Source organism: Bradyrhizobium sp. 2S1 (assembly GCF_011516625.5).
Classification (GTDB): Bacteria; Pseudomonadota; Alphaproteobacteria; order Rhizobiales; family Xanthobacteraceae; genus Bradyrhizobium; species Bradyrhizobium septentrionale.
In genome coordinates this window covers 10,547,276-10,561,678 of sequence record NZ_CP147717.1, presented here as the reverse complement: position 1 = coordinate 10,561,678, position 14,403 = coordinate 10,547,276, and the positions used below count along the sequence as shown (strand labels likewise).

Genomic DNA, 14,403 nt, shown 5'->3' with positions numbered 1-14,403 from the left:
TTCACGGCAGCCGATCGCAGAGCACGACGCCCGATGCGGCGATGATGCCGGGCGCGATGACGCTGCGCTCGTCAGAGCGTCGGCGCCCTGTCACCTAATTGGCCGAATGCATCCATCTGCGCCAATGCGTCGGCTGGATATCGAGATGCCTGCTGCTGGCATGATCGACCCATTCGGCGCCGTCCCGGTGGCACGGAAACATGAGCGCGTGGACCATGCCGTCGTAGTCGAGGACACAGACCTCGAGCTCCCGGTCAGATGGCGCAATGGCAACGGGCAACCACTCTGCAGACGACGAATGCATGATGACCCTCCGACAGTATGCGCTTCGATCCTTTACCTTGCGAACTGCGTGACATCCCGGCGAAATGATAGTTCGGGTTGCGCGCCGCCAGTGTGAACCGGTTCGCATTATAGCAGCTTTCTTCGTCAGCATGGATCACTGTTCGACCAGCGATATTCCCGAACCGGCGGAGCCGGAGAATTGAACTTGCCGGACCCGGCGCCGACCAAATGCAACGTAAAGGTCATTGTGGATGCCGAATGCCAAACCAGATGCGCCGCACCATTGCGATGATTGACAGGCGCGGGTTCGTCAAGCGGGGACTTGTCGCGGCCATATCCCTTTGCGTTGCGACCGCGGCGTTCGCGAAACCGCCCGGTGCCGAGGCCGTGATGATCCGCATGATCGCCTGCGAAGGCGAGGGGGTCCGGATGGAGGTCTATCTACCGCTATCGGTCGATCGCCATATGCGGGGCGGACAATCGGTGATCGGCTACTACACGCTGGACCTGACGGATGTGAACAAGGGCAAGCCGCTTGAGCCGGTGCGCGTCACCCTGAGCGCCGACGAGAAGACCGTGACCGTCGATCAATACCTCCGTGGCCTGCCGCCGACCCGGATTCCCGTCGCCGGCGGCACCGTCGACTTCGACCAGCGGTTCGCCAGGCACGCGAAGTGCGGCGCATTTCAGTCGCAGGATCCCAATTTCCGGAACTGATCCGTCTCACATGCCGGCGCGGGTGCGCGTCCCGTTGCTGGCGCATGCCTAATCTCTCGGCAATGTGGCTTGACCGGGAGGCAAATGCCGACGAAGTTCCGCCTGCCGTGGCAATTTCTTCTGAATTTTCCCCTGAAGTCGCAACGTTCATTCCCGACTCGCGCCGGGCGTGGCTGCGCCTTGCCGTGGCCGTGGCGATCGGCTCGCTCGGCAGTGTCGGCATGTGGTCCGTGGTGGTGGCGCTGCCGGTGGTGCAGACCGACTTCGGCGCCACCCGCGGAACGGCCTCGCTCGCCTTCACCATGGTGATGCTTGGCTTCGGCATCGGCCAGGTCGTGACCGGCAAGATCAGCGACCGCTACGGCATCGTCGCGGCGATCGGCGCCGGGATCGGCATCCTCGGCCTCGGCTATGTCGGCGCCGGCTACGCGCCGTCGATCTGGGCCTTCATCCTGCTGCATTTCGCCATCGGCCTGTCGTCGGCCGCGACCTTCGGTCCGCTGATGGCAGAGGCGTCGCATTGGTTCGAGCGCTACCGGGGACTGGCGGTCGCGATCGCCGCGAGCGGCAATTATGTCGGCGGCACGGTGTGGCCGCCGCTGGTCAATTTCGGCATGCAGAGCGTCGGCTGGCGCACCACCCATATCGCGATCGGCATCTTCGCCGCGATCGCGATGACGCTCGCGCTGATGGTGCTGCGGCTGTTGATGGGCGCGGCTGTCAGGCGCAGCCATGTCAACGCGGCGCCGCCGCGGGTCGATCTGCGGCTCTCCACCAACGCGCTGACCGCGATCCTGGCGCTCGCGTCGATCTCCTGCTGCGTCGCGATGTCGATGCCGCAGGTCCACATCGTCGCCTATTGCGGCGATCTCGGCTATGGCGTGGCGCGCGGCGCCGAGATGCTGTCGCTGATGCTCGGCTTCGGCATCATCAGCCGGATCGGCTCCGGCTTCCTCGCCGACAGGATCGGCGGCATCCGCACCTTGCTGATCGGCTCGATCGCGCAGGGCTCCGCGCTGCTGTTCTATCTGTTCTTCGACAGCCTGACCTCGCTCTACGTCATCTCCGCGATGTTCGGCCTGTTCCAGGGCGGCATCGTGCCGAGCTATGCCATCATCGTGCGCGAGGCGATGCCGGCGTCGGAGGCCGCGACCCGGATCGGCATCGTGATCTTCGCCTCGGTGTTCGGCATGTCCTTTGGCGGCTGGATCTCGGGCGTGATCTTCGACGCAACCGGCTCCTATGCCGCGGCCTTCGCCAATGGCCTCGCCTGGAACCTGCTCAATGTCAGCATCATCCTGCTGCTCCTGATGCGGGCGCGGCAGCGGCTGGCGATAGCGTGATCCGGACCGGAACGGCCGCGTTAGCGCAAAGTGCGAAGCGGTTTTCCGGAAAGATCACGCTTAAATGAGGGCCTGATCAGGCGCTGCTGCGGAAGCTCACCTCTCTCGCGAGATGGGCGTCTCGGTGACTCGTTAAAGGTCGGCCGAGACCTTCAAGATCGCTTTTTCCAGCCGGCTCTTGATGGAATTCATCTTGCCGGTCAGCTGCTGCAGTTCCCGCAGATCGAGGTCGGCATAGACGAACTCGCTCAACGCTTTACGCTGCGAGGACAGCTTTGCCATCTGCTTGTTGGCGTGGTCGGTCAGCGACAGGTTCACGACCCGCGCATCCTCGGTCGAGCTCTTGCGGCGCAGGAGATTCTTCTTTTCGAGTAATTTCGACTGCGTCACCACAAACGACTGATCGACGCGCAACGCCCGCGAAACTGCACCGACGGGCAGGCCGATGTGGCGGTCTTCGGCATTCGCCAGCACCGTCATGATCATCCACTGAGGACCGGTGATTCCGATCATCTTGGCCCAGATGCTGCGCAACTCCTCCAGGCGGATACTGGTCGACACGATCTCCCAGGCCAACCCCTCAGCCGCGTCCTGCAGTTTGTCAGTCGATCTGCGCTCGCTCATGGCGTTCCTTAACAAAAATTCATCTTCGCTCATATCTGGTTTTTTTTGAAGCGGTGGTCTGGTGAAAATGTTCACCCAGGCGTTGCCTGAATGACACATGACCGCCGAAACATAGAATGATTAACTAATATAAGTTGAACATGCGACCGCCGGATGCATAGTTTCCCGCCGTAGATGGGGGGCATCCGCCATCTCACGCCTGCAGTGGCCGAGTTGACCACGAGCATCTTGAAAATGGCTGCGCCGCAGCGGTTTTCGAGAGGGGTACTTTTTGTCGCTTTGCCAGCAGCGCAAGGCATCACTTGGAGGATAGCATGAAGATGGTAAAGGGCCTTCTGTTGGGCTCGGTGGCGGCGCTCATCGCGAGCAGCGGCGCGCAGGCGGCCGACCTTCCGGTCAAGGCCAAGGCGGTTGAGTATGTGAAGGTTTGCTCGCTGTATGGTCCCGGGTTCTACTTCATCCCGGGAACCGATACCTGCATCAAGCTGGGCGGCTACCTGCGTGCTGACGTTCTGGCCAACACCAACTCGGACGCGTCCGGCAACACGTCGGGCGCCGGTGGCGCACAGAACCGCTTCACGAACGGCTACACCTGGCGTTCGCGTGAAGATCTGAACGTCGATACCCGCACCGCGACCGAGTACGGCGTGGTTCGCACCTATGTCGACCTGACCTTCAGCTGGACGTCGGACACTTACGGTGGGCAGGGTAACGGCGCGACCGTTTACTCGCCGATCGGAACGGCGGCGGCTCCGAGCAACGCAACCTCGGGCGGCGTCGCTGCCGGCACGCTAGGCGTCTATTACGCCTTCATCCAGTTCGCCGGCTTCACGATGGGTAAGGCGGTCTCGCAGTTCTCGGCGCCGTGGACCAACTACCCGGGCAACAACTTCGACGGTCTCGTCGGCGGCGGCGGTACGGTCACCGGCGTGAACCAGTTCACCTACACCGCGCAGTTCGGCAACGGCGTGTCGCTGTCGCTGTCGGCCCAGGATCAGTCGGCCTACTACCAGGCTGGCGTGCAGAATCTCGGCGTGCTCGGTACCGGCGCTCTCGGTGCCTATGGTGCGAGCGACTATGCCGGCACGATCGCGCCGGACCTCGTCGCGGCTCTCCGCGTCGACCAGGCCTGGGGTCTGTTCCAGGCATCGTTCGCGGCCCATGACAACCACGCAGCCTACTATGGCGGCACCGAGTTGACCGGTCATCCGGACGACAAGTGGGGCTGGGCCGGTCAGTTGGCCTTGTCGATCAAGAACATCCCGACCGGGCCGGGCGACACGATCAACATCCAGGGCGTCTACACCGACGGTGCGACCCGCTACAACATCCAGGATCTGTCGATCGCTGGTGCTGTCACCTACTTCGGTGGGACCAACCTGCCCGGCGCCTATCAGAGCATCGGGTTTGGCATGGCTCCGGACAGCGTGTTCGTCAACGGCGGCCAGCAGCAGTTGATCCAGACCTGGGGTATGCGCGGTGCGTTCATCCACAACTGGAATCCCAACTGGAACACCAGCGTCTACGGTGCCTACGCCGGCATTCACTACAACGATCCGGCCAAGAGCGCGATTTGCGGACCGGGCGGCAACGGCGTCGGTGGTTCGTTCGGTGCTGTGTTCGGGACCGCGGGTCTGACCTCGTGCAACCCGGACTACAACATCGCGCAGATCGGCACGCAGACCCAGTGGACCCCGGTCAAGAACCTGACCTTTTCGGCAGACTTGACCTACACCCATCTGGATCAGAAGTACGCCGGCACGATCACCTATCCCGGCAGCGCCGCGATCGGCAAGCCGGCCACGGTGTACGAGCTGAAGGATCAGGACACCGTTACCCTGCTGCTCCGCGCCCAGCGCAACTGGTAATCTCCAGCTGACGTGATCTGACCTTTAAAAAAGGACCCCGACGGGCAACCGTCGGGGTTCTGTTTTTGCAATGAGGCGTTGTCGAAACGAGCTCACTGTATGATTTACTAACAATATTCAATCATATACAAACCCTCAGCGGCTTTTGCCGCCGATGTTGATGGAGAGATAACTAACCTCTTCATGAACGAACCTCCCGAACCTCCGGCAATGCCCTGCCGGAGGTTTTCGTTTGTGCGCGGTCCGATTGCGCTGTCGGCGAGTTCCAGCACGCGCGGCCGACACGGCGATGCAAAGCCCTTTCGCTGCGCGCAGGCGCGGCGCACGTGTTCGTGAAGCCCGGGATCGAAGGCGGCCGCGAAATCGTGATCTGCCGCACGGCCAAGGCGGCAGGATCATCTGGACGGGAAGTCTTATGTCAGTTATATGACTTTATCATAGAATTGCGGGAGCGTGCTCGGCATGCCGAAGGCAAACGCACAATCAAGCCGTCACCGTAAACCTTCGACTGCCGATTTGCCGGCGGCGGTTCGCTCGACTGCCCGAACCCATCGTGTCGCGAAAGCAACGGAACTGCAGCTGCAGCGCCTCACGGGCTGTCTGCACTCCCTGTCATCGCGCCACCACGATCTGACCCAAGGCTATGCAGCGCATGTCGGCATCGCCGGCATTCAGTACACGATCCTGACCACGATCCGTTATCTCGAGACCAAAGGCGACGTCTTCCCGGTGACCGTCGCCGAGTATCTCGGCTTGGCCAGCGCGGGTGTTACGAAAGCGATCCAGCACCTGACCGAGCTTGGACTGGTCGAGAAGGCCGGGGATTTGGATGATCGCCGCCGGACCAGGCTGACCGTCACACATGGCGGCAGCATCCTTCTCGACTCGCTCGCGCCCATGCAGTCGAATGTCAACGACGTCTGGCTGGACTGCATGAATGATGAAGAATTCTCCATCTTTCTCGATCTCGTCGAGCGCTTCATCAGGTCAAGCGATCGAGCGCTGGCGATGCAGGACTATCTGGCCAGGGACAGCGACATCGTCTCGTTCTAGCGGCATGACTTGCCAGGTTGCCTTACCAGGTCACGGTCGAGTGACCGGCAACATCCCGCTGCTCGCAATTCTGTGAGCGGACTTGCGCCGGCGGCAAGCTCGCCACATGACTCGGTGCGCTTTTACCGAGCAATTGCTCGGTAACGATTGCGGCGGCAACAATCAGCAATCAGCTATCAGGCATAAGCGCAATGCATTCCTGCGCCGCCATATCAACATTTGCCGCCGACGAATTACTTCAATTATATGAAACGCGCTCGTGTATTTTCTTGGGAGAGCGGGGTGATTGGCGTTTGCGATTTCGGCGCCAGCTTTCCGCGGCTACTGAACCGGCGGCTCGTGGATGCGAATTGGCGCATGCGAGAACGCACATCTGCAGCGGAGCAGGCCGGTCGTAGGAGGGAGCAGATTGCCACACCATTCATCCACATTGGTTACGTCAGCGCTACGGACGCGTCGAAGCGATATTGTCGGTCTGACGGCAATGTGCCCGGCACAGAGTGCCGAGATTGTGGTCACGATGCACAACATCGAGACGCGAGCTTGCTGATCTTATGTGCCGGGCGCTTTTGCTTCGCTGGTCACGTCTCGTGTATCGTTCGCGCCGCCGCTGCCTACCACAAACGCAAACTGTCGCGACCAACCGCACGCGTAGATCTCAGCTGTAGAGGCGAAATCGTTGGCTTGCCGGTAAGCAGGATCAGGGACCCTTCCGAGAAGCGAACGAGTTGATGGAATATGCATGAGCACCGGGGGGCGCGCGGCGCCTCGTCAAGCGGCGTCGAGTTTGACGACAAGGGCTGGCCTTCCTGGCCGGGCCGAGAGGATTTGTCGGCGGAGTTCATCAAACTGCTGGCTGCCGCGCAGGAGGGAGGTTCGACTGTTTCCGAATGCTGGTTGACATTGAGCAGGATCGACCTTGCTTCGGAAAATTCCTGGTCCGAAGAATGGATCAAGACCGCGGAACTGAACGAGGCGAGAGCCGATCTTTCGTCATTGAACGGCAATTTGATCACCGCCCGTCACAACTGGCTGCGGGCCACGACCTACTTTCACGCCGCCGCAAGGCTTCCCGGGTGCTCCAGCAATCTTTTGAAATGCGCCGTCGACGGCATGCGGCGATGTGCAACGAATTTCCTGGAGAACAGGATTCCAGCCGGTCAGGTGCTCTCGATTCCCTGGACTGAAGATCTTTTTCTTCAGGCCTATTATTTGCCGTCGGCTTTCCGCGAAAATGGGCCCGTGATCGTATGCATCGGCGAGCCAGGCTCCTACAAGGAAGAATTGATCACCAAATACGCCAGCCACGCGAACGAGCGCGGACTGTCGCTGCTGACCGTGGATCTCTTGGGTACTCAAATGGCTCTGTCGCCGGAGCGGCTCGAAGGCCAGAAGTTCGAGACTGCGATGAGCCGTATCCTGGACTATCTCGCGGAGAAGCCGGGTGTCGACAGCAGCCGGATCGCGATCGTGGCCGATGCATGGAATTCCTCTTTGGTCGCGCGAGCCGCGGCAAGCGACGCCCGATTTGCCGCGGCGGTGTGCGACGCCGGCATTTGGGACTCGCACGAGAGAAGCTTCTTTTACCAGCATGCCGCCGGCCGGGAGCAGCCTGGATGGCTTGAAGACGCCAGCTCGATGTCACGGCGGATCGATTGTCCGCTGCTTGTCACCGCGGGTGAAGGCGGCTGGCTTCTTCCCGGCGCCCTGACCGAATTCGGCAATCAATTGGACAGCATTCATCATGACGCCCGGCTGATCCTGTTTCGCTGTGCTGAAACGGCTGCCATGCAGGGACATATCGATAACCCCACATTGGCCAATGAAGTCATATTCGACTGGCTGGAAGACAGGCTCCGGCTGAGAAAGGACTTGTCCTGAGGTTTTCCAGCCTCGGGAGCAGGCCAGCAGATCACACCGCCTGGCCGGCTTTCAGCAGCGAGCAGCCGGTGATCTTCAAGCTGCCGTCCGCCTGCCGCTCCAGCGTGTAGAGCGCCTCCCACGCCTCGCCATTGGCATCGACGATATGGACGCGCTGCGCGATCCGGTCGCCGTCGCTCTGCACCGCGCCGAACTCGAAGCTCCTGTGGCGATAGACCGGCGCGTACTGGTTCTGCACCATCGACATGAAGATGTCGGGCTGCGGAAAGATCTGCCGGATCGCGGGCGCAGCATAGGAATAGGCGGAAGCGGCATCGTCGCGGCCGAACGCCTGCTCCTGGGCGCGGATCACGTCCTGCGCGGCGCCGACGTCGTCGGCGGCAGCTGATGAGACGAGGGCGAACAGAAGGGCGGCAATGAGGGCGATCGCGCGCATGCGGGGCTCCATCTCGGATACCTGCTGTTACGTATGACACTCCATGCTGGTTTCCGCTGCAAGCGACAAAGGCGTCGCGCGCGTCAGCGCGGGACGCCGCGCGGCGGCCTGGGCGCTAGTCCGGCATCCCGTGCAGGCTCGGTTTCCCTGGCCACCGCCGGCTCGCCGGAAAAATAGAACCTGTCCGCGATCGGCGAGGCGGCGACCCAGGGCAATTGCCGGCCATGGGTTGCCTTCTCCACCGCAAGCCCGACCTCGTTGAAGGTCCTGAACAGGCCATAGCCCTGATGCCGCATGGTGACGGCCAGCGCGCGCGTGTACGGGCTGTGGCCGTTGTCGCCATCGAGCGCGACGCTGCGCGGCTGGGTCGCAAACGAGATCAGCGTGCCCGCCGGCGCCTGCATCTGCGCCAGCCCGCCGGTGGCGGAGCGCACGCCGCGGTCGCGAAACGGATTGTTGCGGCAGGCATCGAGCAGCACGAGATTGATCCTGGCGCCGGACTTCTCCATCTGGTCGAGCACGCCGGCCATGGCGATGCCCTGCATGAACACGTCACCCTCGTTGGCGGGATCGGCGTCGACCGGCACCAGATAATTCAGGCCGTGGGTCTCGACGCCGTGGCCGGCATAATAGAACAGCGCCACGTCGGCGCCGGCCAGTTCGCGGCCGAAAGCCTGCAGCACATCGTCGAAGCCGGTTTTGGTCAGGTCGACCTGCGCGCCGCCGCCGACCACGAGGAAGCCGAGCGACGACAGCGTGTCCGAGATCAGCCTGGCATCGCCGGCCGGGTTCGGCAGCTTCGGCGCGCTCCGATAGGCGGAATTGCCGATCACCAGTGCGACCCGCTTCTCGGCCTGAACGGCGGTGCCGATGCACAGCACGAATGCCGCGACGATAAGGCGCGACAGGATGCCGTTTCGGCCGGGCATGGTGATGCACTCCGCGGGGGCGGGACGTCGGGCTGTTATGGATTGGTCTTTCCGGATCGCCTCAGGTTCGAACGAAGCTGTCGCCCACTATCGGGCGTGCACCGATCCAGATCGAGGAGCCATATCAGTTGACGCGCCGGTTGCGGTGCAGCAGCGCCTCGGCGGTCGGGCATCCGGCCCGCCGCGCTGAGGGCGTCGCGAAGGGCCGCTCGATGGTGACGATCTGGCAGCCGTGCCGCGCCGAAACGTCGGCGACGACGCTCGACACCGCGTCGTCTATCCGCGAGCCGGGCAGATGAGCGACGATCAGGTCGCTGATGCTGAGCCGCTTGCGGACGCGCAGGTCGCTGTCGACGCGGTAGCTGAAGACGGCATGGATGACGCCACGGCGATCGCGGATCGCGATCAGCCCGGTCTCGGGCGAGCTACCGCGGCTGCGCTGGCGCACGAATCGCAGCCATTGCTCCGTGGTAATACTGGCATCATGCATGAACACCAGCGGATAGGCCGCGATCGCGTCCTGATGGTCGATCGGAAGTGCTTGGAATTGCTCGTTCATCGTCGGTTTCCCCGAACACGGGCGAAATTGCTGGGGAACGGGCGGCGCAGCATTGATCTGCATCAATGACGCCGGCGGTTGATCCAGATCAAATCGGGGCTGATAGTGTCGACATCGAAACCATGCGGACCCCCGAAGCCATGAGCATCGCCGAACCACTGCAGGATTCGTGTGCCGGCGCGGCGCCGTGCGACTGCAGGCACGGCCGCCCCACCAATGGCTGCGAGGACTGCAAGGTCAGGCTGTTCAGCGTCTGCGCCGCGCTGGAGCCGTCCGAGCTCGAGGAGCTCGACCGGATCAGCCAGGCCAAGCAGGTCCCGGCAAGAACCACGCTGTTCGAGCAGAGTGCGCTGGCGGGGAGCGTGTTCAACGTCACCGACGGGGTCGTGCGGCTGTACAAGTCATTGCCCGACGGCCGCCGCCAGATCGTCGGTTTCGCGCTGCCGGGCGACTTCCTCGGACTTGCGCTGCAGGACCGCTACGGCGTCTCCGCGGAGGCGGTGAATCAGGTCGCGGTTTGCCGTTTCGCGCGATCGACGTTCCTCGCCTATGTCGACGGCAAGCCGCATCTGCTGCGCCGCCTGCATGAATTCGCCGGGCACGAGCTCAGCCTCGCGCAGGACCAGATGCTGCTGCTCGGGCGGCGCAGTGCCGAGGAAAAGATCGCCGCCTTCCTGCTCAACATGCAGACGCGACACGCCAGGATCGGAAGCATGTCCGTTACCGTGCCGCTGCCGATGAGCCGGCAGGACATCGCCGATTATCTCGGTCTCACCATCGAGACGGTGAGCCGCACCCTGACCCGGCTTGCGCGCGAGAAGGTGGTGCTGATCGTGCCCGATGGCGTGCGGCTGCTCGACCTCGAACGGCTCAAGCTGAGCGGCGCGAGCTGAGGCTGCGGCATCGGTTTTGATCCAGCACAAGGCGATGCGCGCGCAGGCGCGCTAGGTCTCTCCATCATCAGCAGGAGACGACCCATGCCTCTCGACACCATCCTTGTCATGATCGCCGTCACCGCGATGTTCGCCACCATTGCCATCGTCATTGCGTGGGGCGACCGCCAGACGCGCGATCTGTGACGCTGTCCGCGCTTTAGCGGATCGCGCCCTTGAATTTGTCGATGTCAGGCGAAGGGCGGGCGGGAAACAGCCGCGCGGTTGAGGAGATGTCGAGCCGGCGCCGGCACTTTGCCTCGTCGGCGCTATCCTCGGCGCCGTCCTTGCCGGTGCGTTTCTTGGCAAAAACGTCGTCCTGCCGGTTGACGATCAGCATGGCGTGGTCGCGCTCGAGCGTATCGGGGTTCTTGCGCCGCTCGTCGGAGCGAAACACGCCGGCCACGATCTTGCCGGTCATGTCGTAGTCGCAGCCCGCCTTCCAGTCGCCCTGATCCCACTTCCATCCCGTGGCGCTCAGGGTGCCGCCGCTGTCGGCGGTGACCTTGATGACGGCGTTATAGGCGAGCCAGATGCCGGTGAGCCCATTGCGCTTGTCGTCAAAGCCTTCGAGCAGCGCGAGGCGTTCGCGCTGCAATCCGTCGACATGGTCGCGGGCACCGACGGTGTCGTGCACCTGCGAGGTCTGCTTCTCCCAGGCGGGATGCAGGAATTCCGGGTACACCTCAGTCTGGCTCTTCACCCAGTTGCGCTGGTCGTCGATCAGCGCGCGCCGCGTTGGCTCGTCGAGCCGCGGCTGCAAAGCTCTCCAGGCCCGGTTCAGGCGCTGGGTCGGCCAAATCAGGGTCGGCGCAGATTTCCTCATCGGTCGCGGTCTCCGGCCTGGTGCAGTCGAAGGTCGGGGTGACGAAAGTGGTATCGGCCTTGTCGGACGCTGCGTCCTTGCCGGCGGCAAAATAGCTGCCCGTGATCTGCCCCATGGATTCGCATGCGGCGAGGCCGCCCTCGTCGTCGCCCAGGATCGCAACGATGCGCAAGCTCTCTCCCTGGCGGCGGACCTTCAACGACGGTGGCTTTGCGGGTTCGGCGGTCTTGGCCGGGTCGGTGAGTGCGGGGCCGGACAGCCAGCCGCTCGCGGCAGGCTTGACCAGCGCGGTCAGCTTGCAGCTTCGTCGCCGGTCGCCGCCATAGTCGCCACGGAGATCGGCGGCGAGGCGATAGGCGCCGCCCTCGGCCGGCGTCAGCGTGATGTTGCCGAAGGCGTTGACCCAGTTGCCGGCGAGGCCATGCCGGCCGGTTGCCATTCCGTCGAGCGCGGCGGCGCAGCGCCTCGGCGAAACTCTCCTTCAGCTCGTCCGCATCGGCATCGGCCAAAACCTCCGCGGCGTCGATGATCATCTCGTTGAACCAGGCCTGGTCGCGCTTCAACAGCGGCTTGATGGTCGCCGGCATTTTTGCAAGCGCCGCATCGAACGCCTTGTCGATCTGCGCCACGAGCTTGTCGGTGCCGGCCTTCTTGCAGTCGGCGGTCTTGATCGTGCTGTCGCCGGTATCACCGCACAGCCTGATCGCGGTCGGCGCGTTGCTCGATGCGCGCAGATAATCGTCCATCGCAATGGACGGGCCGGACGCCAGGATCGTGATGGCCGCGGCAATGGCCGCGAGCCGAGAGGAGCGAGGCATGGGCTACAACCTGCGAGGCCGCGGCATGCGGCCCTTGCGCCTTGGGTCGCCGGCCGCGCGCGCCCGGTTCAAAATGTCGGCGGCGTGCAGGCCGAGATCACCTCGCACGGCTTGGCGCCGATGCAGCGGAAGCGGTGCGGGCGGCGGCTTTCGAAATAATAGGCGTCGCCGGCGTTGAGCACCCGACGCTCGTCGTCGACCGTGACCTCGAGCCGGCCGGAGACCACGATACCGCCTTCCTCGCCCTCATGCACCAGCGGCACCCGGCCGGTGTCGCTGCCGGGCTCGTAGCGCTCCTTCAGGATCTGCAAGGCCCGGCCGAACAGGCTGTCGCCGATCTGGAGGTAGGAAATCGGCTTCTTGCCGATCTCGGTCAGCTCGTCGGCGCGGTAGAACGCCTTGCGCGGCCGTTCCGGCTCGATCGCGAAGAATTCGGCGAGCCCCATCGGGATGCCGTCGAGGATGCGCTTCAGCGCGCCGACCGACGGGTTCATCTGGTAGGATTCGATCAGCGAAATCGTCGAATTGGTCACGCCGGAGCGCTTGGCGAGTTCGCGCTGCGACAGCTTGTGCCGCGCACGGATGAATCGCAGCCGCCCGCCGATGTCGACGCTCATGACAGTCCCTTTGGCAAGATCGCTGTTGCAGGTGTTGCGGATCGAACAAATCTTCGCAGACCGCCCCAACAAGATCAATGGCTTGCCGTGCGACAGAAAAGGACTTGTTGAGTGCCGGGAAGAGTGGTCCGACTAATCTGACTGAGTCACAAAACCGCCGGCCAGAATCAGCGATGGATGAAGCACGGACCATCAGTCGAGAGGCCGACATGAGCGGGCGTGGCACCAAGACGAGCGAGAAGCGATTTGCGACGTATTTGGAAGGGCTTGCCAGTGTCATCGGTCATGCTGATCGGAAGGCGCCGCTGCGCGACTATTGCGTCGGCCTGATGGCCTGTGGCGGTCGCAAGAGCGTGGAGTCGATGGCGGCGGTGACAGCTCCGGAACGGACGGCCGCCCAGCATCAATCGCTGCTGCATTTCGTCGGCAGCGGCGCCTGGTCGGATGAGAAGGTGCTGGGCAAGGTACGTGAGATGGTCCTGCCGGCGATTGAACGCCAGGGCCCCATCGAAGCCTGGATCATCGACGATACCGGATTTCCCAAGCAGGGCCGACATTCAGTTGGAGTTGCACGGCAATATTGCGGGCAGCTCGGCAAGCAGGATAATTGTCAGGTGGCGGTGTCACTGTCGATTGCCAACCACCACGCCAGCCTGCCTGTCGCTTATCGCCTTTATCTTCCGAAGGAATGGACTGAGGACTGCGATCGGCGGCGCAAGGTGGGCATTCCTGCCGAAGTTGGCTTCCGGACCAAGCCGGAGATCGCGCTGGAGCAGTTGCGGCGGGCCTGCGCGAGCGGCCTTCCACGCGGTGTCGTACTGATGGACGCGGGCTATGGCAATAACAGCGACCTGCGCACGGAGATCACGGCGCTGGGATTGACCTATGTGGCGGGTCTTCTGTCGAGGCACAACGGTATGGGCGCCCGGTACCGGTCCCTTGCCGCCGAAGCCATGGTCGGGCCGCGGCCGTCCACCGAAACTGATGCGCCGCAACCGTCAGCATCAGCCGGCCGCCGTCAAGGCGCTCGCGATCGGCCTGCCGGCCAAAGCTTGGCGCACCATCACGTGGCGGCAAGGAACGAACGAAAAGCTGACCTCGCGCTTTGCCCGCGTGCGGGTCCGTGCCGCGCATCGTGATTATTGGCAAACCACCCGGCGATTGGAGGAATGGTTGCTGATCGAATGGCCAAAAGGCGAGGACCAGCCTACCAAATACTGGCTCTCGACATTGCCGGAGGATGTGGCATTCCGGACTCTCGTTGAGACGGCTAAATTGCGCTGGCGCATCGAACGCGACTATCAGGAACTCAAGCAGGAGGTCGGGCTCGGCCACTTCGAGGGACGCGGCTGGCGCGGCTTTCATCATCACGCAACATGGGCTCGTCCGAACGCTGTCGAGATGTCCTTGTTGTGCGATCAAGTTCGACCACTAGACAGATCATCGTTTGTGACGCAGTAGGACTAGCCCGTCCTATTCGTGAGAGTGCTTTTTTTAGTCCGATTGATGTGGCCG

14 protein-coding genes and 1 pseudogene are annotated in these 14,403 nt (G+C 63.1%); 8 read left to right on the top strand and 7 right to left on the bottom strand.

What is annotated here, in order from left to right; all coding sequences use genetic code 11:
• Nucleotides 1-555: 555 nt before the first annotated feature.
• Together HAP54_RS50185 and HAP54_RS50180 are read left to right on the top strand one after the other, a co-directional pair.
• Complete coding sequence (locus HAP54_RS50185; protein ID WP_166298414.1) at nt 556-1,002, top strand: hypothetical protein; 447 nt, start codon at nt 556-558, stop codon at nt 1,000-1,002.
• A gap of 62 nt (nt 1,003-1,064) precedes the next feature.
• Complete coding sequence (locus HAP54_RS50180) at nt 1,065-2,345, top strand: MFS transporter (RefSeq protein WP_175619676.1); 1,281 nt, start codon at nt 1,065-1,067, stop codon at nt 2,343-2,345.
• A gap of 132 nt (nt 2,346-2,477) precedes the next feature.
• Here the strand turns inward: HAP54_RS50180 and HAP54_RS50175 are convergent, their stop codons facing one another.
• Nucleotides 2,478-3,002 carry a MarR family winged helix-turn-helix transcriptional regulator gene (locus HAP54_RS50175; RefSeq protein WP_166298412.1) on the bottom strand — a complete coding sequence of 175 codons (525 nt, stop codon included), beginning with the start codon at nt 3,000-3,002 and terminating at the stop codon, nt 2,478-2,480.
• A 281-nt stretch (nt 3,003-3,283) separates the two neighbouring features.
• Between HAP54_RS50175 and HAP54_RS50170 the strand changes: the two genes are divergently transcribed.
• From HAP54_RS50170 to HAP54_RS50160, 3 genes are all read left to right on the top strand, one after another.
• A complete protein-coding gene (locus HAP54_RS50170; RefSeq protein WP_166298411.1) occupies nt 3,284-4,837 on the top strand; it encodes a porin in 1,554 nt (517 codons plus the stop codon).
• 462 nt (nt 4,838-5,299) lie between these two features.
• Nucleotides 5,300-5,890 (top strand): MarR family winged helix-turn-helix transcriptional regulator, encoded by a 591-nt coding sequence (locus HAP54_RS50165; protein ID WP_166298410.1) that lies wholly within the window; start codon nt 5,300-5,302, stop codon nt 5,888-5,890.
• Nucleotides 5,891-6,628: 738 nt separating this feature from the next.
• Nucleotides 6,629-7,771, top strand: a complete 1,143-nt coding sequence (locus tag HAP54_RS50160) for a dienelactone hydrolase (protein WP_166298409.1) — start codon at nt 6,629-6,631, stop codon at nt 7,769-7,771.
• Between the two features lie 31 nt (nt 7,772-7,802).
• Here the strand turns inward: HAP54_RS50160 and HAP54_RS50155 are convergent, their stop codons facing one another.
• The 3 genes from HAP54_RS50155 to HAP54_RS50145 form a co-directional block, all read right to left on the bottom strand.
• Complete coding sequence (locus HAP54_RS50155; protein WP_166298408.1) at nt 7,803-8,207, bottom strand: DUF4864 domain-containing protein; 405 nt, start codon at nt 8,205-8,207, stop codon at nt 7,803-7,805.
• Between the two features lie 83 nt (nt 8,208-8,290).
• The gene (locus HAP54_RS50150) at nt 8,291-9,136 is read right to left on the bottom strand and encodes a caspase family protein (protein WP_166298407.1); all 846 of its coding nucleotides are present in this window, start codon (nt 9,134-9,136) and stop codon (nt 8,291-8,293) included.
• A 124-nt stretch (nt 9,137-9,260) separates the two neighbouring features.
• Nucleotides 9,261-9,695, bottom strand: a complete 435-nt coding sequence (locus HAP54_RS50145; protein WP_166298406.1) for a hypothetical protein — start codon at nt 9,693-9,695, stop codon at nt 9,261-9,263.
• A 140-nt stretch (nt 9,696-9,835) separates the two neighbouring features.
• On the opposite strand from HAP54_RS50145, the gene HAP54_RS50140 reads away from it, so the two are divergent.
• On the top strand, nt 9,836-10,588 hold the full coding sequence (locus tag HAP54_RS50140; RefSeq protein WP_166298405.1) for a Crp/Fnr family transcriptional regulator: 753 nt from the start codon (nt 9,836-9,838) through the stop codon (nt 10,586-10,588).
• A gap of 199 nt (nt 10,589-10,787) precedes the next feature.
• Here HAP54_RS50140 and HAP54_RS50135 read toward each other — a convergent pair whose 3' ends face one another.
• Together HAP54_RS50135 and HAP54_RS50130 are read right to left on the bottom strand one after the other, a co-directional pair.
• Nucleotides 10,788-11,390: a hypothetical protein gene (locus tag HAP54_RS50135; RefSeq protein WP_166298404.1), complete on the bottom strand. Its 603-nt coding sequence runs from the start codon at nt 11,388-11,390 to the stop codon at nt 10,788-10,790.
• On the bottom strand, nt 11,314-11,892 hold the full coding sequence (locus tag HAP54_RS50130; RefSeq protein ID WP_166298403.1) for a hypothetical protein: 579 nt from the start codon (nt 11,890-11,892) through the stop codon (nt 11,314-11,316). The genes HAP54_RS50135 and HAP54_RS50130 overlap by 77 nt, the downstream gene beginning before the upstream one ends.
• Before the next feature lie 86 nt (nt 11,893-11,978).
• Between HAP54_RS50130 and HAP54_RS50125 the strand changes: the two genes are divergently transcribed.
• The gene (locus tag HAP54_RS50125) at nt 11,979-12,191 is read left to right on the top strand and encodes a hypothetical protein (RefSeq protein WP_166298402.1); all 213 of its coding nucleotides are present in this window, start codon (nt 11,979-11,981) and stop codon (nt 12,189-12,191) included.
• 148 nt (nt 12,192-12,339) lie between these two features.
• On the opposite strand, the gene HAP54_RS50120 is transcribed toward HAP54_RS50125, so the two are convergent.
• The gene (locus HAP54_RS50120) at nt 12,340-12,888 is read right to left on the bottom strand and encodes a cupin domain-containing protein (protein WP_166298401.1); all 549 of its coding nucleotides are present in this window, start codon (nt 12,886-12,888) and stop codon (nt 12,340-12,342) included.
• Between the two features lie 209 nt (nt 12,889-13,097).
• Here HAP54_RS50120 and HAP54_RS50115 point away from each other — a divergent pair.
• Nucleotides 13,098-14,349, top strand: a pseudogene (locus tag HAP54_RS50115) (IS701 family transposase).
• Nucleotides 14,350-14,403: the final 54 nt, after the last annotated feature.

Excerpts from the sequence above, each read along its gene's own strand:
- HAP54_RS50165 (WP_166298410.1), top strand. The coding sequence starts at position 5,300 with ATGCCGAAGGCAAACGCACAATCAAGCCGTCACCGTAAACCTTCGACT.
- HAP54_RS50155 (WP_166298408.1), bottom strand. The coding sequence starts at position 8,207 with ATGCGCGCGATCGCCCTCATTGCCGCCCTTCTGTTCGCCCTCGTCTCA.
- HAP54_RS50130 (WP_166298403.1), bottom strand. The coding sequence starts at position 11,892 with ATGGCAACCGGCCGGCATGGCCTCGCCGGCAACTGGGTCAACGCCTTC.
- HAP54_RS50170 (WP_166298411.1), top strand. The coding sequence starts at position 3,284 with ATGAAGATGGTAAAGGGCCTTCTGTTGGGCTCGGTGGCGGCGCTCATC.
- HAP54_RS50180 (WP_175619676.1), top strand. The coding sequence starts at position 1,065 with ATGTGGCTTGACCGGGAGGCAAATGCCGACGAAGTTCCGCCTGCCGTG.
- HAP54_RS50185 (WP_166298414.1), top strand. The coding sequence starts at position 556 with ATGCGCCGCACCATTGCGATGATTGACAGGCGCGGGTTCGTCAAGCGG.
- HAP54_RS50145 (WP_166298406.1), bottom strand. The coding sequence starts at position 9,695 with ATGAACGAGCAATTCCAAGCACTTCCGATCGACCATCAGGACGCGATC.
- HAP54_RS50175 (WP_166298412.1), bottom strand. The coding sequence starts at position 3,002 with ATGAGCGAAGATGAATTTTTGTTAAGGAACGCCATGAGCGAGCGCAGA.
- HAP54_RS50160 (WP_166298409.1), top strand. The coding sequence starts at position 6,629 with ATGCATGAGCACCGGGGGGCGCGCGGCGCCTCGTCAAGCGGCGTCGAG.
- HAP54_RS50120 (WP_166298401.1), bottom strand. The coding sequence starts at position 12,888 with ATGAGCGTCGACATCGGCGGGCGGCTGCGATTCATCCGTGCGCGGCAC.
- HAP54_RS50150 (WP_166298407.1), bottom strand. The coding sequence starts at position 9,136 with ATGCCCGGCCGAAACGGCATCCTGTCGCGCCTTATCGTCGCGGCATTC.
- HAP54_RS50125 (WP_166298402.1), top strand. The coding sequence starts at position 11,979 with ATGATCATCTCGTTGAACCAGGCCTGGTCGCGCTTCAACAGCGGCTTG.
- HAP54_RS50140 (WP_166298405.1), top strand. The coding sequence starts at position 9,836 with ATGAGCATCGCCGAACCACTGCAGGATTCGTGTGCCGGCGCGGCGCCG.